Genomic DNA, 19,794 nt, shown 5'->3' on the forward strand with positions numbered 1-19,794 from the left:
TGCACCCAGCCGGCATCGCCGCCCGGCGCGGCGATGCCAGCCCAGGTTTTGCTGTACCAGCGCTGCCGCATACGGCGGCCGGCGTGAACCCTAGAAGTCCGCAAACAGGACCGAGGAGACAACAATGAAGCGTATGACCCTATCGCGCGCCGGCACGGTACGTGTGGCCCTGGCCTGTGCCGCGGCCGCCTTGCTGCAGGCAGGCCCCGCGCATGCCGCGCAAGAGCCGATCAAAGTGGGCGCCGTGGTGTCGGCGACCGGGCCGGCATCTTTCCTGGGCGACCCGGAACAGAAGACACTGCAGTTGTACGTGGACAAGATCAACAGCCAGGGCGGTTTGCTGGGGCGCAAGCTGGAACTCACGATCTATGACGACGCCAGCGATGCCAGCAAGGCCAACGCGTTCGCGCGGCGCCTGATCATGCAGGACGAGGTGGATGCCATCGTGGGCGGCTCGACCACAGGGTCGACCATGGCAATGGCGCCGCAAGTGCAAGGCGCGAAAATCCCTTTCATCTCGCTGGCGGCGGCCAGCGTCATCGTCGAGCCCGTCAAGCCCTGGATCTTCAAGATGCCGCATTCGGACCGCATGGCGGCGGCCAAGGTGCTGGACGACATGAAGAAAAATGGCTGGACCCGGCTGGCGCTGCTGTCGGACACGGGCGGGTTCGGTAAATCGGGCCGTGTCGAGACGCTGAAGCTGGCGAAGGAGATGGGCATTGAGGTGCTCGACGACCAGCAATACGGCGAGCGCGACACGGACATGACGCCGCAGCTTACCCGTATCAAGTCCAGCAATGCGCAGGCCGTGTTCGTATTCGGAACCGGCCAGGCTCCCGCCATTATTGCCCGCAACTATCGCCAGTTGGCCATGAAGATCCCGCTGTACACCAGCCACGGACAGGCCTCGATGGAGTTCGTGCGCCTGGCGGGCGAGGCTGCCGACGGCATACGCATGCCGACGCCGGCCCTGCAGGTGGCGCGCGCGTTGCCCCAGGCCGATCCGCAACGCGATGTCAGCGTTGCCTACGCAGACGCCTTCGAGGGCAAGTACAAGGTCGAGGTGTCGACGTTCGGTGGCTATGCCCATGATGGCCTGCTGATGCTGGCCGACGCCATGAAACGTGCCGGCGGCACCGATAAGGAACAGGTTCGCCAGGCGCTGGAACAGACCAAGGGATTCGTGGGCGTCAGCGGCATCTATACGATGACGCCCGAAGACCACATGGGGCTAGATTCTTCCGCGTTTCGAATGGTGGAAGTGCGTGACGGCACCTTCAATGAATTGCGTTGACCCGAACTGACCAAGGCGGAGGGCTGGCATGCAATTGAATGTGGCGGATTTCCGGACGCGTGCGCGCAGCGCGCTGCCCCGCTTCGTGTTCGACTACCTGGAAGGCGGTGCCGAAGACGAGCGCTGCCTGCGCCGCAATGCGCACGATCTGGAGCGTCTGGGGTTGTTGCCCACTGTGCTGCGCGACACGACGCAGATCGATGCCAGCCAGCAGGTATTCGGGCAGCATTGGGCCGCGCCGCTGGGCGTGGCGCCGGTTGGGCTGAATGGCCTGATGCGTCCTGGCGGCGACATACTGGCCGCGCGCGCCGCGGGCGCGGCGCGGCTGCCGTTCATTTTGTCGACGGCATCCAACAGCCGCCTGGAAGAGGTACGCGCGGCAACCACGGGGCCTTGCTGGATGCAGCTCTATGTCATGCAAGAGCGCAAGCTGGCCGAACAGATTGTCCAGCGGGCGCGGCAGGCCAGGTTCGATGCCCTGGTGCTGACCATAGACGTACCCGTCAGCGGTTACCGCGAGCGCGATGTGCGCAATGGGTTTGCGCTGCCGTTCAGGCCCGGCCCGGCCATGATGTGGGACATGCTGGCCCATCCGCGATGGCTGGCACGCATGGCGCGCGCCGGTGCGCCGCAGTTCGTGAACCTGGCTCCCGCCCAGGGTAACGCGTCGCCGCAGGCGCAGGCCGCGCTGTTGTCGCGTGCCATGGACCGTTCTCTCGCCTGGGACGACCTGGCCTGGCTCAGGTCAATCTGGAACGGGCCGTTATTGATCAAGGGTGTGCTGCATCCGGATGATGCGCGTCGTGCGGTGTCCATGGGAATGGACGGCATCATCGTGTCGAACCATGGCGGGCGCCAACTGGATGCCGCGCCATCCACGATAAGTATGTTGCCGCGCATCCGCGATGCCGTGGACGGCAAGGCGCCTGTGTTCATCGATGGCGGCTTTCGGCGAGGCTCTGATATTGCCAAGGCCCTGGCCTGCGGTGCGCACGGCGTATTCCTGGGGCGGCCCGTCGCTTATGGGCTGGCGGCCGGCGGCGAGGCAGGGGTGGGCAAGGTGCTGGCGCTGCTCTGCGCCGAATTGGAGCGCACCATGACGCTGGTGGGCGCGCCGCGTCCTGGTGATTTCGGCCGGACCCATTTGTGCGCTCAGGATCCCTTTTCAGACAGGCGAGGCTTTGATGGCTGATTTTGCGCAATTCGTGTTTGCGGGGCTGACGACGGGCGCCATCTACGCGCTTGCCGCCCTGGGATTCTCGGTGATCTATAACGCCAGCGGCGTCATCAACTTTGCGCAGGGCGATTTCCTGATGCTGGGCGGCATGGTGGCCGCTACCCTGGTTGGCGCGCAGGTGCCGCTATCGGCCGCGGTGTTGTTGGCGGTCATCGTCGGCGTGGCGGCAGGCCTGCTGCTTTACCTGCTGGCGATACGGCCGGCCCGCAATGCCAATATCCTGTCGCTGATCATCATCACGATCGGCGCATCGTTGTTCATACAGGGGGCGGTGCAACTGGTGCTGGGCAAGAACCAGCGCACCTTGCCGGCATTCAGCGGCGATGACGCGCTGTCCTGGTTCGGGGCCTACGTATTGCCGCAAAGCCTGTGGGTCTGGGGCGTGTCTATCGTCTTGATGATCGGGTGCGCCTGCTTCTTCAAGCTGACACTGACCGGTAAGGCCATGTTGGCAGTCGCGGCAAACCGACTGGCGTCGCAGGCAGTGGGAATCAGCACGTCGCGCATGCTGTTGCTGTCTTTCGGCATCGCGGCCGCATTGAGCACGGTGGCCGGGGCGGTGGCGGCGCCCATCACGACCACAGTCTACGACCTGGGCCTGATGCTGGGCATGAAGGGGTTCGTGGCCGCGACGCTGGGCGGCCTGGGTAGCGGGGTGGGTGCCATTGTGGGCGGGTTGCTGGTTGGACTGCTGGAAGCATTCATGGCCGGCTATGTGTCGTCCGCCTACAAAGATGCCGTGCCTTTCGTCCTGATCATCGTCATCTTGCTTGTCATGCCCCAGGGGATCTTTGGCAAGCGCAGCACGGAGCGCGTATGAGATTTCCCGTGCGCCCTTCATTATGTGTGCTGGCGGTGGTGCTTGCCGTCTTGCCGCTGGCATTGACCAACAACTTTCTGATGGACCTGGCCGTGCGCATCGGCCTGGCCGCCATCGCGGCCATCGGGCTCAACCTGCTGATGGGGTTCGCGGGCCAGGTCAGCATAGGCCACGCGGCATTCGTGGCCATCGGCGCCTACGGCGTGGGCATCCTGACCTCGAAGCTGAACTGGCCGCCCCTGGCGGCCATGGCGGCTGCCGTACTGGGCGCCGCCGTCGTCGCGTACCTGATTGCGCGGCCGATATTGCGGCTGCGCGGCCATTCGCTGACGATGGCCACGCTGGGCCTGGGCATCATCGTCAATATGGTGCTGATCAACGAGGTCCAGTGGACCGGCGGCCCGGACGGCATGCCGGTCGAGCCCCTGGCGGTTTTCGGCCATGCGGTAGAGGGAATGGCGACGTGGTACGCCCTGGTGGCGGTGCTGCTTTTCATTGCGGTATTGCTATCGCTGAATCTCTATTCGTCGCCGGCCGGCCGGGCGCTGCGCGGCCTGCACGGATCGGAAGTGGCCGCCAGGGCCACGGGGGTGGACGTGGTTTCCTACAAAGTGCGCGCCTTCGTGGCCTCGGCGGTCTTCACGTCGCTGGCGGGCTGTCTTACCGCCCACTATCTGGGCTTCATCACGCCGTCGCTGTCGGGGTTCACCTATTCGGTCGAGCTGGCCACCATGGTGGTGCTGGGCGGCATGGCTTCCACCTTCGGCGCGGTGCTGGGCGCGGCATTGCTGACGGTGCTGCCGCAGGCACTGGGAGGCCTGCACGAGTACGAGATGATGTGCTTCGGGCTGATCCTGATGCTGACCATGATCTTCCTGCCCAAGGGACTGGTGCCCACTTTGGCGGAAGCGCTGCACCGGAGAAAATGATGCTGGAAGTCCAGGGATTGACACGTTTCTTCGGAGGTGTCGCCGCGGTGCAAGACGTTAGCTTCACGGTCAGCGCGGGCGATGTCCATGCGGTGATAGGCCCCAACGGCGCGGGCAAGACGACGCTGTTCAATTTGATCAGTGGTGTGTATACGCCCAGTGCGGGGCGGGTACTGCTCGACGGGCGGGATGTCGGCGGCTTGACGCCCGACCGGCTGGCGCGACGCGGCGTCAGCCGCACGTTCCAGAACCTGCAGGTCTGCATGAACATGACGGCGTGCGAGAACGTCATGCTGGGGGCACACTTGCGCCAGCGCGGGGGCCTGACGGCGGGCCTGCTGGCCCTGACACGGCCGTCCGACCGTCGCTTGGCCGATCAGGCGCAGGCATGGATGGAAATGGCTGGCGTGGGCGCTTATGGCGGGCATCATGCTTCGCAATTATCGTTCGGCGTGTTGAAGCGGCTGGAGATTGCCCGTGCGCTGGCGGGCGAACCGCGCCTGTTGCTGCTGGACGAACCCGCTGCCGGGCTGAACGACAGCGAGACCGCCGAACTGACCGCGCTGATCCGGCGCATCGCGGAGTCCGGCATTACCGTATTGCTGGTGGAACACGACATGCACATGGTCATGGGGATCTCGGATCAGATACTGGTGCTGGACCATGGCAAGAAACTGGCTGAAGGCACGGCGCAGCAGGTTCGGGAGAACACCAAGGTCATCGAGGCCTACCTGGGAGCCGACTATGCCTGCGATGCAAACTAGCCGCTTGGCCGACGATACCGGGCAGGCCCCGGACCCGCACGCCATGGCCTTGTCGGTGCGCGGCCTGAAGGCGGGGTATGGACGGATCCAGGTGCTGCACGGCATCGACCTGGACCTGCCACGCGGGCAACTGGTGGCCTTGGTGGGCGCCAATGGCGCGGGCAAGACCACCCTGCTGCGCACCCTGTCCGGCCTGGTGCCGGCCCGCGAGGGCAGCGTCATTCTGATGGGCCGCGATATCAGCCGCCATGCGCCAGACCGGCGGGTCAGGGCCGGGCTGGCCCAGGTACTGGAAGGACGGCAGGTGTTCGGGCCGCTGTCGGTAGAAGACAACCTGCTGTTGGGCGGCTATGTCAGGGGCCGGGCGGCCAGCGAACGCATAGAGGAAATGTACGCGCTGTTTCCTGTATTGAAGCAGAAGCGCATGCTGCCCGCGGGAACCCTGTCGGGCGGGCAGCAGCAAATGCTGGCGATTGCGCGCGCCCTGATGAGCCGGCCGCGCGTGTTGCTGCTGGACGAGCCGTCGATGGGGCTGGCGCCCTTGCTGGTCAGCGAGGTGCTGGGTGTCGTCGAGCGATTGCGCGACCTGGATATGCCGATCTTGCTGGTCGAGCAGAATGCCCGCGCCGCATTGGCGTTGGCAGACCACGCGTATGTGCTGGAAGTCGGGCGCATCACGGTATCGGGTACCGGGCAAGATCTGCTGCACGATGCGCGTGTCATGCAGGCGTACCTGGGTCTATAGTTTGGCGGCACACCTTGCCGCGAGCGGCATCATGAAGACGGATGGGAAACCTCATGAGCGATCTGCACGTTACCTCGGTTCAAGCGCGCGCCGTGCTGGTGCCCCTGGAACATCCGGTGCGCACCAGCGTGGGCGTCGTCGACAAAGCACCGCTGGTGCTGATCGATCTGCACACCCCCGACAAGAATATCGTCGGGCGTTCGTATTTGTTCACGTACACACCGTTGGCACTGTTGCCCACCTGCCTGCTGGTGCGGCAGCTGGGGCAGGTGCTGGAACGCCAGCCATTGGCGCCCGCCGACCTTGACCGCTTGCTGAGCTCGCGCTTGCGCCTGTTGGGCCGTACCGGCCTGGCGGGCATGGCATGCGCGGGGCTGGACATGGCGGCCTGGGACGCACTCGCGGTTAGCCACGGTCAGCCGCTTGCGCGGCTATTGGGCGGTTCTCTTGCGCCTGTGCAAGCCTACGACAGCCATGCGATGGACGGCATCGACCTGGGCGTGCGGCGAGCCGCCGTGTCGATGGAACAAGGGTTTCGCGCGATCAAGACCAAGATCGGCTATCCGTCCATAGACGAAGATCTGCGTGTATTGCGTGCGTTGCGCAAGGTGGTGGGCTACGGCGTGGCAATCATGGCCGACTACAACCAGGGGCTGAATACGGCCGAGGCCGGACAGCGCCTGCATGCGCTGCGCGACGAGAGGCTGGCCTGGATCGAGGAACCCACGCTGCAGGAAGATTACGCCGGGCACGCCCGCTTGCGCGCGCAAAGCCATATTCCCGTCCAGATGGGCGAGAACTGGTGCAGCGTGGACGAAATGCACAAGGCGCTATTGGCGGGCGCTTGCGACCTGGCCATGCCCGATATCATGAAGATAGGCGGCGTCACGGCTTGGCAGCGTGCCTCGGCACTGGCGCAAGCCCATGGAATTCCTGTATCCAGCCATATCTTCCAGGAATTCAGCGCCCACATGCTGGCGGTAACGCCGGGTGCGCACTACCTGGAACGCATGGACCTGGCGGCGCCCATCCTGCGCGAAGCCCTGGTGTTCCGTGACGGCTGCGCCCAGATCGGCGATGCCCCGGGCGTGGGGTTGGCATGGGACGAGGACGCCGTAGAGCGTTATGCCGTGGCCGGCTAGCGGCGCGGCCGGACGAGAGGACATGGCGCGAACGGTTCAAGCCGGATCCGCCCCTCCGCCCCAGGGCTGGAACGCCCGGTCGATGTCCTGCCGCGTCGCGGCACCGTGACGCAGCAGCAGGGTCAGCAGCACCTTGGCCTTCACGCCGTCCAGCCAGCCGGCCCGGATCAGGCCGCGGCGCTGCAGGTCGATCTCGCCGCCGGTAAAACCGTAGGTGCGTGCCAGCACTTCGCCCGCGCCGGTGCGCGAGGCCAATATGACGGGGATGCGCTGCGCGGCGCGTTCCAGCGCATCGGCAACGCTGGCGGGCACATGGCCGCCGCCCGTGCCTTCCACAACCAGGCCGCCGAAGCCGCCGCCAGCCACCGCGTCGATCAGCGCGCCGTCATCGCCCAGGGCAATGGTCAGCAGCGCCACCCGCACCTGGCGTGGATGTTCGCTCAGGGCGACGCCCGGCATGGGTTCCAGGCGATTGGCGATGCGGACCGTGCCTTCGGCCAGCCAGCCCAATTGCCCCGCCTGCCCCGACGAGAACGCCGACGGACTGCTGGTGTGCACTTTGCGTACATACCGGGAGGCATGGATCTCGTCGTTCAGCACCACCAGGCAGCCCAGCCCATGTGCCTGCGGGCTGGCCGCGACCTGTACCGCGGCCAGCAGGTTCGCCGGCCCGTCGGTTCCCGGCACGGTGGGGTTGCGCATGGCGCCGGTCACGACGACCGGCATGCCGGGCGTCACCAGGCGGTCGAGCGCGAAGGCGGTTTCTTCTATGGTATCCGTGCCTTGCGTGATGACGAGGCCATCCACGCCGGCCTGGGCGTGGTGCGCGATCTCGGCCGCCAATGCATGCAGGTCGTCGTATCCCAGGTGAGCGCCGGGCAACTGGCGAAACGAATGCGATTCGATGTCGGCGACTGCGTCCAGGCCGGGTACGGCCGCGACCAGCGCTGCGCCGGTCAGCGTGGGCACGACGCCGCCGGTGTCGCTGCGGGTCATGGCGATGGTGCCGCCCAGTGCCAGTACTTTTATGCGAGGTTTGTTCATAGCGATCCTTTGCCTTTTCCCAAGTGCGGTGCCGAGTTGCTGAAGATAACGCAATGTCTGGGGCTCGGATACCAGGCCGTCGAAGTAGAGCCGGCGTAGCAGTTGGACGATTGCATCTCCATTCGTCGCAGAATGACATGCTGTGCAGGCCGATACGCATGCAGGTGTTCTTGGAGCGGCATCAACGGGACAGGGCCGATTCGATCGTGGCCACGCATTCGGCCAGGCTCTTCAGTACCTGGCGCTTGCGGCTTTCGATCATGCGGTTGCTGATCGACGCCACGAATACGGCAGCCATGGGTGTTCCCGTGCGATCGCGAATGGCTTTGCCCAGAGCGGTGATATCCAGCGCCGCGGTTCCCTCGTCCAGGGCGAAGTTCCGTTCGCGGGTTTGCCTGACTCTTTCCAGCAGTGATTCCGGGGTCAGGTGGTAACGCCGCAGCTGTGCCGCGATTTCCCTGACCACGATATTGACTTCGCCGTCGCCCAGGCCGGCCAGCAAAGCCAGGCCACCCGCGCCTACGCCCAATGGGTGGCGGTCTCCGACGTTGCGGGTCATGGTCTGGATCTCGAAATTGCCTGCAATGCGGTTCAGGCAAACCGTATCGAAGCCGCTGCGGATCAGCAGGAAAGCCATATCCCCCGTGGTTTGCGCAAGATGCCGAAGCGCGGGCTCGGACACATCGCGCAGGTTGGATTCGGGCAGGGCGGCCAGCCCCAGTTCGTGCAGCAGCGGCCCCAGGCGATAGCCACGTTGGCCTGCATCGCGTACCAGCATGCGTTCCTGGACCAGGCGCTGCAGCAGGCGATGTGCCGTCGACTTGTCCAGCGACGCCATCTCGGCAATGTCGATCAGGCGCAAGTTGCGCGATTGGCTGGATGCCACCAGGCGTAGCAACAGGACTGCGCGTCCGACAGTCTGTGCCGCGGAAGTCGAATTCGTCAAAGTCGGTTCCTTCACTTGGGTAGCGGATAGAGAGTCGATTTATTTATCATTAAATGAGAAAAAATAAAAAACATCGAAGCGGAAATGCTTGGAAACGGCCCGCTCGCCGCCAATTTCCAGCGCCTTTCAACTGGACAAGACACTATTTTTCTCTTTTTATATCAATATAAGATTCGATCTGCCAGCATTATCTGCAAATCCCGAGCCGGACATCCGCGGCCTTATCGTTTTCCCTAGAAATTATTAATAGTTGGGATAAATAAGAAATCTGTTTGACCTGCCTTGAACGCCGGCACTAGGATTTATCGACACTTTCAAGTTGACCCAAGCGCAGTCTGGCATGCGGTTCGGTACCCCGTGCAGAGGCGCCCGAGTTCCGGAGGCAGTGCATGACCGAGAAACTGATCGGCAGTAGTGTGCGCGATCGACTGGTGTACGAATCCATTTACAACCGGCGCCCGCTTGCCTTGCCCGATGGTGCCCGTGTTGCCGTCTGGACGATAGTCAACCTTGAGAACTGGAGCCCCGCTTCGGCGATGCCGCGTGCGGTGCTGCCGCCGCCGATGGGACGGCCATTGCTGCCCGATATTCCCAATTGGGCGTGGCATGAGTACGGCATGCGGGTCGGCTTCTGGCGGTTCCTGGAAGCACTGCAGGCACGTGGCTTGAAAGCGACGCTGGCGCTCAACGGCACCGTGTGTTCGCTGTATCGCGAGATGTGCCAGGCCGCGCTGGCGGCCGGGTGGGAATTCATCGGCCATGGCCATATCCAGCAGCCCATGCACACTGTGCACGACCAGGCGGCGGCGATTGCCGACACCATCGGGGCCATCCGTGATTTCACCGGCAAGCCGCCGCGCGGCTGGGAAAGCCCGGGCCTGACCGAAACCGACCAGACCCTCGACCTGCTGGCCGAGGCTGGCATCGAGTACGTGGCCGACTGGGTGCTGGACGACCAGCCCGTGCCATTGCGCACGCGTGCCGGCCGGGTGGTGTCGGTACCTTACACCGTCGAGTTGAACGACGTGGTCATCAGCGCGGTGCAGCAGTTGCCGTCCGACGAGATCCTGAGACGAGGGCGTGACCAGTTCGACCGGCTGTATCTGGAAGGAACGCGTACGCCCCGTGTGATGGCGATCTCCATCCATCCTTACCTGACCGGCGTGCCGCACCGGATCAAATACCTGGAAGCACTCTACGACTACATCCTGGGGCACGAGGGGGTCGTGATGTGGACGGGCGAGCAGATTCTCGACTGGTACCAGTCGGAGACCGCCGCGGCGAAATGAAAGGAGGGGTCCTATGCCTGAGATCAGTACCTACGCGTCCAGCTACTACTCGATGACCTGGCTGGGCCCCAAAGGCTATCCCGAGAACGGGAATGCCGGCCGGTGCTATTTCACCGGCGTGATCGGCATGCTGAATCATGTCGGCGAAAGCGATGCGCTGTTTGCCGATGGCACCAGCGGCGACGGGTTCTCGTTCCGCTGGTGTCCGGCCTGGGGGGCGCCGGCATTCAATGGCGGCAAGGGCGCCTTTCACGAGATATGGGAGTACACGCCGCGCATCCTGGGCTATCGCAGCCATTGGACGGAAGATCCCGAGGGCGGCTTCGACGAGGCTTTCGCGCAATTGACCGCGCTGATCGATCGAGGTGTTCCGGTGCAGGTCGGATTGCACTACAGCCTGTTGTTGCCTTATGGCGCGGCGTCGTCGCCGCGGCTGGCCTTCATGAAATCCATCATGCAGGACACCGGATTCGGGCATCACGTGGTGGTGGCGGGGTATGACCTGCAGCGCAAGGTCGTCACGCTGTGGGAGCCCAACGACCTGGCCGAACATGCACGCTATGAATGCCCCGTCGACGTGTTCCGGCAGGCCTGGGAGCAGGCCTCGCTGCGCACCGGCGATCAATATCGCGCCTGGCCGCATCATCATCCCTGGGGCGGGCAGTGGAGCTTGCATGATGGCTATGGGCCATACCTGATGGTGTGGGTAGAGCCTGGGCGCGACCCCGACTGGAATATCGCGGCTGCCATTCGCGACAGCTACCGGCGCAATTTGAAGATACTGAATGGCGACTATCCAAAGCCGTACGCGTTGTTCGGCAATCAATGGCAGATTCCCCACTGGGAGACCGGCGCACCCGGCATGGCCCGCTTCGCCGAAGCCGTACTGGCGGGCCAGGTGTGCGATCCGCTGTCGCCCACAGGCGAACGCAAGCCGTTGTTTGTGAACGGCAGTATCCCGAATCACGGTGTCCTGGGGCGGCGCGCGGCGTCGGGCTACCTGCGGCGGGTGGCATCCGAACTTGGCGGACGCGGGTTCGACGCGACGCCTGTCAGCCGCGCGGCCGAACTGATGGATCAGTCATCGACGTTGTTCCGGCAACTGCGCTACGAAAGCGACATGCGCAAGGCCGGCTTGCTGGTCGGGCAAATTGCCGCTGCCGAACTCGCTGCCTTGTCCGCCATGAAGGACGGCTGGGCAAGCGTACGGCAACTCGACCTGACTTAACTGCAACCCGAAGGAGGCTGCTGATGAAGACGAAACTGATCGCCGGGCTGGCGACCCTGCTTGCCGCGTTGTCTACGCCATGGTCCGCCGCTGCCCAGGATTATCCCAACAGGCCGATCACGATCATCGTGCCCTATACACCGGGCGACGGGCCCGACGTCATTGCCCGCCTGGTCGGCGCGGAAATCGGCCAGCGCATGGGCCAGTCGGTAGTGATCGAGAACAAGGCCGGCGCAAGCGGGCAGATCGGCCTGACATTGACGGCGAAGGCGCCGCCGGACGGCTATACGCTGGGTGTCGGCCTGGTAACCAACCTGGCGCTGGCCAGCCATACCTACAAGGACCTGCCGTACGACCCGCTGAAGGACTTCACGCCCGTGGCCCTGGCAACCATGAATTACCTGGCGCTGGTGTCGCGGCCGGATGCACCGTTCAAGACGGTGCCCGAGATGATCGCCTGGGCCAAGGCCAACCCGGGCAAGCTGCAAATAGGCACCACCAGCATGGGCGGCCTGCCCCACATGTCGTTCGAGTTGCTGGCGCACATGTCGGGTATCAAGTTCATGAACGTTCCGTACAAGGGCAACGGGCCGATCGCGGCTGACCTGACGGGCGGACGCATCGACCTGGGGGTCACGTCCTACACCAGCAGTGCGCCGCTGATCGAAGCGGGCCGGCTGAACTTGCTGGGCATCACCTATCCCAGCCGCGACCCCAAGCTGCCGCAACTGCCCACGATCGGCGAGTCGGTGAAGGGATACAGCTCGGTGGGGTGGTTCGGTTTCGTGGCACCGGCCGGCACGCCGCCGGAGATCGTCGATAAGCTCAATGCCGAGATCAACCGGGCCTTGCAGCAGCCGAATCTGCAGAAAACCATGAGCACCCTGGGACTGATTCCGGTGACGGAGTCGCCCGAATACTTTGCCAGGCTACTCAAGAGCGAGAACGAGAAGTTTGGCAAGCTGGTCTCGGAAATCGGTTATCAGCCGCAGTAAGCGTGAACACACCCATACCCGCAATTGCATGGCACTTCGACAGAGGATGATATGAAAGAGACTGCTAAAGCACCCAGCTACGAACCTTTCGGCTGGCATCACTGGCACAACGATTTCTGGATGTCATACCAGTTCCGGCGTGGACTGGGGGAAACCCAGGAAGGCGGCGGGGCCGTCAGCGAAGTATTCCAGGCCGGCAGCAAGATCGTCGCCAACGATTTTGAAAGCTGGTACCGCGAATGGACACATATTGCCGAGCGCAATGATCGTCGCGGCGACGAAGAGTTCGCGAGCAAGCATGTGCGCAGCGCCATGAACTGCTGGCTGCGCGCGGCCAATTATTTTCGCGAGGCGGAATTCTGGCTGGCCGCAGACGATCCGCGGCGGATGGCCACCTTCGATCGCTGCGAGAAGGCTACGCACAAGTTCCTGGGGCAACTGACGCCCAAGGCCGAGATCGTCGATATCCCGTATGAACCCGGTAAGCCGCTGCCAGCTTATTTCATCCGTTCGGCCAACGGCGGCGATCGCCAGCCGGTGCTGATATCGGTGGGCGGCCTGGATTCGTTCAAGGATGAATTGTGGTTCATGACCGGGCGCGGCGCCTTGCAGCGCGGCATGTCGGTGCTGCTGGTCGACGGCCCGGGCCAAGGTGGCGCATTGCGCCGGCATGGGCTGGTGACGCGGCATGACTATGAAGTGCCGATCGGCAAATGCATCGATTGGCTCGAGCAGCGCAGCGATGTGGACGCCTCGCGCATCGCGCTCAGCGGCTCCAGCCTGGGCGGTTATTACGCGGCAAGGGCCGGCGCGATGGAGCCCAGGCTGGCCGCGTGCATCTCGCACGGAGCGATGTGGGATATCCATGAACGCTGGAAGACCCGGGACGACAGCCACGGGCTGGCCGGGCATATCAAGTGGGTGTTCGGTGCAAAGAGCATGGCCGAGGCCACCGAGATATCCAAGCCATTCACATTGGACGGCGTGCTCGAGCACATGAAGTGCCCGTACTTGATCATCCATGGCGGGCATGACGTGCTGGGCGTGGAGGCAGTGAAGAAGGTGCATGACTACGCCACCCGCCATGGCGTGAACGCCACGCTGCGCCTGACCAGCGAAGAAGAAACCGGCGCCGAACATTGCCAGCACGACAACCCCACCCTGGGGCAGGAATTGATGCTGGATTGGTTGGCCGATATCTTCAAGATAGACCAGACGCGGCTGGCGTTTTATCCGGGCTGATACCGCCTGGCACCGCTGAAGCAGGCCGGATAGCCGGCCCCGAGAGTTGTGCGGGGGTTGCTGCCCGGCCTGCCCGTGCCCGGTGTACCGAGCCAGTTCGCCGTCGCCGGATATGCCATTGCCCTTGCGTTCGCCAGTTGTGCGGGTATGCGCTAGCCGGGAAGACCCAATTCGTAAAACTGTTTCGTTTGGGCAAATTGTTTCCGACTCTATCAGAAAAATTTTGACTCGCGTAGTCGACAAATCAGCAATTGGCTGTTGAATTGTCTTCAATGTGCGAAATATCAAATTACTAAGGCATGCAGGCCCATACCATGGCGTTCGCTCGCTTTCTTGACTGGAAGCGGCAACGGCAGACAGCCGTTCGTCATGTGGATCAACTACCAAGTAATTTGAATGAGCAAGCTGGGAATCTGGGTGGACTACGAGCAGAAGATCGTGTGCAACGAGTTGCGCCGGCAAGATCTGATCTCGTTCGGCGATTGGGTTCTTGACGCGAGCGATTGCAGAAAGACCTTTTCACCTACCACCTATCAAGGCTATCGGCTGTGGGCGATACCGTGCCTGAACCTGATGCGCAGGTATCCGGTGCTGGCACGCAGCCTGGCCGTCGCGGTTCGCTGGATGGCGGCCGACATCAAATACCAGCAAGGAATCAACGCACGCCGTCATTGGCGGGGCTGGCTGGTGCGTCGCGGCATCTTCTGGCCTGGCAACTGGCTGCTGGGTCGTTGCGCATTCCTGCTGCGTCATGGCTTTCGCCCGCTCGCCACGCCCTCGCTCAGGCAAAGCACAGGCCGCTAGATCCACATGGTTCATCACTTCCGTTTTCATTAGGTTCCAACATCATGAAAAAAATAGTCCTCAATGCTCTGGTTTCCGGTTGCCTGGCCACAATGGCGGGTACTGCCCTTGCCGCCGATACGGGCGACATCTCGTTCATCGGCGAGATCACCACTTCTGCGTGCTCGATTGGCGGCGGCCAGCTCGGCACTGACATGACTGTACAGATGGGCAACATCTCGACGAACATGTTCAGCGGCCTGGGCTCCAAGAGCCCCGAGGTAGATTTCACGATCAGCCTGCTCGGCTGCGACACCAGCGTCGCCGATACGGCCCACATCGCGTTCCGTCCGGGCGCGGGCAGCGTGGTCGATTCCCGCCTGCTCAGCCTAGAGAACGGTGCTGGCGCCCAGGGTGTGGCTGTCGGGCTGGCCACGGCTGGCGGCACCGCCATCGTCGTGGGCGGCGCCGCGGGCGATTACAACCTGATCGAGGGCACCAACATCCTGCGCTTCAAGGCATTCTACGAAGCAACGGCTGCTACCGTGACGGCGGGTTCCGCCAACGCTCGCGCCGTGTTCGAAGTCACCTACTCGTAAATAACCGGGCATTGGGCCCGGTACCAAGTCCATGAGACCTGGTTTCACTCCTGTAGATCGCAGGCGGCTGCCACAAGCGGCGCCATGCATGGAGAGTATTCGTGCAAGCTTGCCCCGGCAGTGGGGCGGCCTGCATGGATGACGCACTTCGCGCGGCAGGCATTTCATGCCCCGCGCCTTCCGGAGTACGAGTCCAACACGTTTGACAGCTGTGCGGCGGTGACCATTTCACAAATGGTTGCCGCATTGCTGCGGCTGTGTCCCGGGTAGTTGTTCCTGGCAGTTATATCCGTCACCGAGGCCATTGACGGTTCGCTCCGGTGGACCGGCGGCCAGTCACATGAAAAATCTCCTGCAGCATTTGTTCCTGACCGCCACGATGGCGAGTACGCTGGCCGGCGGCGCCGCCCAGGCGGCCATCCAGCTCTCGAGCACGCGAGTGATTATGAACGAAGACCAGCGGCACGTCTCGGTCTTCGCGAAAAACCTGTCTACCGATCCTTATGTGGTCCAGGCCTGGATCGACGGCGTGGCCGAAGAAATGGATACGCCATTCTTCGTTACCCCGCCTCTCAGCCGCTTCGATGGCAATGCGGAGCGCCGCCTGAGCATCACCCGGGTCGGGCAAGGGCTGCCGGATGACCGCGAATCTTACTACTGGATCAATGTGCTGGAGATTCCCCAGAAGAAAAATCCGGGGGAAAACAACCTGGCGCTGGCCATGCATACGCGCATCAAGTTGTTCTATCGGCCCGCGGCCATCCAGAAACTGCCCCGCGGTCCCGAGTTGCTGAAATGGATGTTGGTGCGCGACGGCAAGACCTGCCGGCTGGCGATCGAGAATGCGTCGGCGTTTACGGTGAATTTCGCGCGCATCGACATCGCGGGCGAAGGGGCCGGATTCGGCCGGGCCGTCGTTGGCACGCCGCTGGCAACCACCCACATCGCTCTGCGCGAGTGCCCGGCCGCCACGGACCTGATGGCGACGCCACATGTGGTCAACGATTATGGCGTGTCCGAAGCCTGGCCCGCAGTGCCCGTGTCGCCCGCAGCAAGCAGTGCCCAGTGATCATGGTACATCGTTCCATGAACCGGGCTGCAAGCGCGGGCGTGTCGGTGATGTTGTTTCTTGTGCCGGGCGGTGCGAGCCTGGCACAAGAACCGGCTGGCCCCGCCGCCGTTTTCGATGAGAGCTTCCTGCATCGGCCCAATGGTCAATCCGCGGCCGATCTGTCGGTCTTTGCCTATTCCAGTCGCGTGCTGCCTGGCGTGAATTCGGTGCTGCTGAAGCTCAACGGCAGAGATATCGGCATGCGCGAGATCAAGTTCGTTGCCATGCCGGGTAGCGACGAGGCACAACCCTGCTATTCGGTTGCCGGATTGCGCGAACTGGACGTCAAAATCGAGGCCTTTCCCCAACTGCAGAAAATGGACGATAGCGAGTGCGGCGCGCTGGCGGCCATCCCGTCCGCCCGGGCCAGTTACGACCAGGACAGCAACGTCCTGGCCGTGTCGATTCCGCAGGCGGCGTTGGATCGCAAGGCGCGGGGCGCCGTGCCTGTCGAGCAATGGGATTCGGGAACGACTGCCATCTGGTCGTCTTACCGTTTGTCGTACAACCAGATGCGGCTTGCCGGCGGACCGGAGCGGCGCAGCAGCCATACGACTTATCTCAACTTTCGCAACGGCCTGAACCTGGGCGTATGGCGACTGCGCGGCAATGGCAGCTATTACGAAAACGGCCGCAATACCGGCTGGGACTGGAGCGATCTGTACGCGGAGCGCGACATCGTGGCCTGGCGTGGGAGGCTGCGCCTGGGTGACAGCGCCACGCAGGGAAACATCTTCAACTCGGTGCGCTTTCGCGGCATACAGTTGCGGTCCGACGACGGCATGCTACCCGATAGCCAGCGCGGCTACGCGCCGGTGATACGCGGCGTGGCGCCCGGCAGCGCCAGGGTGACCGTGCGCCAGAACGGGAATGTGCTTTATACGACTTTCGTGCCGGCCGGCCCCTTCCTGATCGACGACTTGTATTCCACGCCGGGCGGCGGCGACCTGGAAATCGAAGTCGAGGAACTGGGCGGGCGTACCACGCGCTTCTTCCAGCCATTCTCGGCGCTGCCGACCATGATGCGGGAAGGCATCTGGAACTACAACTTCATGGTGGGCGAGCACCGTCACGATTACGATGCCGAGCGCCCCTTGATGGGGCAGTTGACGCTGGCCTACGGCCTGCCCTACGGATTGACCGCCTATGGCGGTTGGACCACTGCCCAGCAAGGCTATAACGCCGGCGCATTGGGGCTGGCCGCCAATTTGCATGAACTGGGGGCGGTGTCGACCGATATCACCACCTCGCGTTCCCGGGATGCTCGCGGCAACACGCAGGTGGGTTCGGCCGCAAGCATACAGTACGCCAAATCATTTCCGGGCAGCGGCACCGATTTTACGCTTGCCAGCTATCGCTATAACTCTACAGGCTACCGCAGCCTGAACGATGCGGTGCGCGACCGCGCCGAGAAGCAAGGCTATCTTGGCTACAGCCGCGAGCACGAGTACCAGTTGTCGGTGTTGCAGCGGCTGGGCACCATGGGGTCGCTGTCGTTCAACTACTACGGCATTTCATACCGGAATGCACCCCGGAACGCCAGGTATGCGCAGTTGGGCTATTCGAGCTCGTTGGGCCGGGTCGGCTATTCGCTGAACTATGCCGTCAGCCGCAGCCCCTGGGATTCGCGCGAGTCGACGGTGATGCTCACGCTCAGCATCCCGCTGGGCGGCAGCCATACCGCCAGCTATACGATGAACCGCACGAACAGCAAGAGCACTAACCATAGCGCCAACCTGAGCGGCGCGATGCTTGACGACTACTCGCTCACCTATGCATTGCAGGCGGGTGTCACTCGGGGAGCCGACCGTGACAACGGCAGCGAGGGATATGCGTCGCTGGGATACGCCTCGCCGGTAGGCCTGGCCACTGCCAGCCATGCCTATGCGCGCAATTCGTCGAACACTTACCTGGATATTAGCGGCGCGATCCTGGCGGACAGCAAGGGTATGCTGCTGGGGCAATCGCTGGGCGAAACGGCAATTATTGTCGACGCGCCTGGCGCGGCTGGCGTCGCCATCGATGCGCTTCCCGGGGTGCGCACCAATGCTTCGGGACGAGCCTTGGTTCCCTATGCCAGTCCGTACCGGGAAAACCGGGTTTCGCTCGATGCCGGTGACGGGCTGGACGGTGCGAACCTGAAGCAGAACGTCCAGACGGTGGTGCCGACCCGCGGCGCTATTGTGGTGGCGAAGTTCGACACCGAGATCGGGCGGACCGTGCTTGCCGTGCTGAAAGAGCCGTCAGGCATGGTGCTGCCGTTTGGCGCCCAGGTCTATGGCGACGACGGCCAGCAGCGCGGCATTGTCGGACCCGTGGGGCGTGCCTGGTTGACTGGGCTGCAGGGTGCCAGCCAGTTCACCGTTAAATGGGGCGGGCCCGGCAACCAGCAGTGCCGTTTCGAGATTGATGTGTCTGCCTGGCAGGGTGCCACCGAGCAGGCAAAGGAGTTGATATGCGCCGAATGAAGCAAGTTTCCAGCGCGGCGTATCGCTGGCGCCGGCGTGAATGGCGGTATGTGGGCATCGGCCTGGTGGCGTTGTGGCTGATCGGGGGGACGAGTTCCGCCCTGGCCTGCAGCCGCAATACCGGGGGCACCAGTGGCAATGGCAACCGGTACGATGCATACGACAGCAACAGCATGCAGATCGCCGTGCCTGCCGGGCGTACGACCTTCGCATTGCCCGCCTACCCGACGCCTGGAGAGGTGTTATTCGTGTCCGAAACGATGCTGCCCAACTTCGGGGGCGGTTCCGGGCAAGGCAGGGCTTCGCCGTTGTACGACTGCCGCACGGGGGCGGTCGAGGAATTCCGCGGTGGCGGTACGCTGGTCGCCGGCCACCAGAACCTGTATTCGTCAGGCGTTGCCGGTATCGCGTACCGTGTCTATTACTACTACATCAGCGATTCCGAATACGTGCTCGCGCCCGTCAGGTACGACAATACTTTTCGATCGGGCGCTCTGGTGTTCCCGTTCAATGGATCGCCCCAGCTGGGAGGCAACCTGAAGGCGCGCATCGAGTTCGTGGCAACCGGTGCGCCGATCAGTCCGGGAACCTTGCTGCCAGCCAATATCTACGGCCAGGCGACGGTAAGCAATACTTCCGGCACCAGCGCTTCCGGGCCGCTGTACCGCGTGTACCTGGCGACGCCAGTCCAGGTTACGCCGCCGACCTGCGACATCAGCAATCCCACTGCACTGACCATCAGGCTGCCCGGCGTGCCCGTCCATATGCTGATGCGCGGAGAAGGCAGGGACATCACCGCGACGACGCTGGATGTGGCGTGCAGTTCTCCGAGCGATTCGTCTCCCACCATAACGCTCACGGCGAATCAGTACATCCCCGGCGACGGGGGCAATGGCATCTTGACGAACCAGGAAGCCGGCATGAATGCGGCCAGCGGCGTGGGCATACAGGTGTGGCTGCATGACCCCGCGACGGGCGCGTATCGCGCCCCGACATTCGGGCAAGCCCAGAACGGCATCGGCGCTGCCATCGAAGCCCTGCCTTCGCGCCGCTGGCAATTCAAGGTGGGCGCGAGCTATGCGCCCACCGGAGCCGCCATTACTGCGGGAAGGGTGCGGGCAACCGCCACCGTGAAATTTACCTACATCTGACGATCTG

The 19,794-nt window shown here is 63.4% G+C and carries 18 protein-coding genes; 16 read left to right on the forward strand and 2 right to left on the reverse strand.

The window, feature by feature from the left end; translation table 11 throughout:
• Window positions 1–124: 124 nt before the first annotated feature.
• The 7 genes from KW845_RS10970 to KW845_RS11000 are packed head-to-tail and all read left to right on the forward strand — an operon-like array spanning window position 125 to window position 6,931.
• On the forward strand, window positions 125–1,294 hold the full coding sequence (locus KW845_RS10970; protein ID WP_255592548.1) for an ABC transporter substrate-binding protein: 1,170 nt from the start codon (window positions 125–127) through the stop codon (window positions 1,292–1,294).
• Between the two features lie 28 nt (window positions 1,295–1,322).
• Window positions 1,323–2,486, forward strand: coding sequence for an alpha-hydroxy acid oxidase (locus KW845_RS10975; protein ID WP_218369254.1), 1,164 nt, complete (start codon window positions 1,323–1,325; stop codon window positions 2,484–2,486).
• Window positions 2,479–3,351 (forward strand): branched-chain amino acid ABC transporter permease, encoded by an 873-nt coding sequence (locus KW845_RS10980; protein ID WP_218369255.1) that lies wholly within the window; start codon window positions 2,479–2,481, stop codon window positions 3,349–3,351. Before KW845_RS10975 ends, KW845_RS10980 begins: the two co-directional genes overlap by 8 nt.
• Window positions 3,348–4,280, forward strand: coding sequence for a branched-chain amino acid ABC transporter permease (locus KW845_RS10985; protein ID WP_218369256.1), 933 nt, complete (start codon window positions 3,348–3,350; stop codon window positions 4,278–4,280). The genes KW845_RS10980 and KW845_RS10985 overlap by 4 nt, the downstream gene beginning before the upstream one ends.
• Window positions 4,280–5,044, forward strand: coding sequence for an ABC transporter ATP-binding protein (locus KW845_RS10990; RefSeq protein ID WP_218369997.1), 765 nt, complete (start codon window positions 4,280–4,282; stop codon window positions 5,042–5,044). The genes KW845_RS10985 and KW845_RS10990 overlap by 1 nt, the downstream gene beginning before the upstream one ends.
• Window positions 5,034–5,789, forward strand: coding sequence for an ABC transporter ATP-binding protein (locus KW845_RS10995; protein WP_255592550.1), 756 nt, complete (start codon window positions 5,034–5,036; stop codon window positions 5,787–5,789). Before KW845_RS10990 ends, KW845_RS10995 begins: the two co-directional genes overlap by 11 nt.
• A 53-nt stretch (window positions 5,790–5,842) precedes the next feature.
• The gene (locus tag KW845_RS11000) at window positions 5,843–6,931 is read left to right on the forward strand and encodes an enolase C-terminal domain-like protein (protein WP_218369257.1); all 1,089 of its coding nucleotides are present in this window, start codon (window positions 5,843–5,845) and stop codon (window positions 6,929–6,931) included.
• A 36-nt stretch (window positions 6,932–6,967) separates the two neighbouring features.
• Here KW845_RS11000 and KW845_RS11005 read toward each other — a convergent pair whose 3' ends face one another.
• Together KW845_RS11005 and KW845_RS11010 are read right to left on the reverse strand one after the other, a co-directional pair.
• Window positions 6,968–7,975 (reverse strand): asparaginase, encoded by a 1,008-nt coding sequence (locus KW845_RS11005; RefSeq protein WP_218369258.1) that lies wholly within the window; start codon window positions 7,973–7,975, stop codon window positions 6,968–6,970.
• Window positions 7,976–8,156: 181 nt separating this feature from the next.
• Entirely contained in the window at window positions 8,157–8,921 is a 765-nt protein-coding gene (locus tag KW845_RS11010; protein WP_218369259.1) for an IclR family transcriptional regulator, read from the reverse strand.
• 389 nt (window positions 8,922–9,310) lie between these two features.
• On the opposite strand from KW845_RS11010, the gene KW845_RS11015 reads away from it, so the two are divergent.
• The 9 genes from KW845_RS11015 to KW845_RS11055 all read left to right on the forward strand — a co-directional run bounded on the left by KW845_RS11015 (window position 9,311) and on the right by KW845_RS11055 (window position 19,787).
• Window positions 9,311–10,210, forward strand: coding sequence for a polysaccharide deacetylase family protein (locus tag KW845_RS11015; RefSeq protein ID WP_218369260.1), 900 nt, complete (start codon window positions 9,311–9,313; stop codon window positions 10,208–10,210).
• 13 nt (window positions 10,211–10,223) lie between these two features.
• A complete protein-coding gene (locus KW845_RS11020) occupies window positions 10,224–11,438 on the forward strand; it encodes a BtrH N-terminal domain-containing protein (RefSeq protein ID WP_218369261.1) in 1,215 nt (404 codons plus the stop codon).
• A 23-nt stretch (window positions 11,439–11,461) separates the two neighbouring features.
• Window positions 11,462–12,433, forward strand: a complete 972-nt coding sequence (locus tag KW845_RS11025; RefSeq protein ID WP_218369262.1) for a tripartite tricarboxylate transporter substrate binding protein — start codon at window positions 11,462–11,464, stop codon at window positions 12,431–12,433.
• Between the two features lie 51 nt (window positions 12,434–12,484).
• Window positions 12,485–13,675, forward strand: a complete 1,191-nt coding sequence (locus KW845_RS11030; RefSeq protein WP_218369263.1) for a S9 family peptidase — start codon at window positions 12,485–12,487, stop codon at window positions 13,673–13,675.
• Between the two features lie 396 nt (window positions 13,676–14,071).
• The gene (locus tag KW845_RS11035; protein ID WP_255592551.1) at window positions 14,072–14,479 is read left to right on the forward strand and encodes a hypothetical protein; all 408 of its coding nucleotides are present in this window, start codon (window positions 14,072–14,074) and stop codon (window positions 14,477–14,479) included.
• A gap of 44 nt (window positions 14,480–14,523) precedes the next feature.
• A complete protein-coding gene (locus KW845_RS11040; protein WP_218369264.1) occupies window positions 14,524–15,057 on the forward strand; it encodes a fimbrial protein in 534 nt (177 codons plus the stop codon).
• Window positions 15,058–15,397: 340 nt separating this feature from the next.
• Window positions 15,398–16,126 (forward strand): molecular chaperone, encoded by a 729-nt coding sequence (locus KW845_RS11045; protein WP_218369265.1) that lies wholly within the window; start codon window positions 15,398–15,400, stop codon window positions 16,124–16,126.
• A gap of 17 nt (window positions 16,127–16,143) precedes the next feature.
• A complete protein-coding gene (locus KW845_RS11050) occupies window positions 16,144–18,636 on the forward strand; it encodes a fimbria/pilus outer membrane usher protein (RefSeq protein WP_255592552.1) in 2,493 nt (830 codons plus the stop codon).
• Window positions 18,633–19,787: a fimbrial protein gene (locus tag KW845_RS11055; protein ID WP_218369266.1), complete on the forward strand. Its 1,155-nt coding sequence runs from the start codon at window positions 18,633–18,635 to the stop codon at window positions 19,785–19,787. Before KW845_RS11050 ends, KW845_RS11055 begins: the two co-directional genes overlap by 4 nt.
• Window positions 19,788–19,794 lie beyond the last annotated feature (7 nt).

The sequence above is a fragment of the Bordetella sp. BOR01 genome, from assembly GCF_019218885.1.
In the GTDB taxonomy this organism is placed as follows: domain Bacteria; phylum Pseudomonadota; class Gammaproteobacteria; order Burkholderiales; family Burkholderiaceae_B; genus Bordetella_A.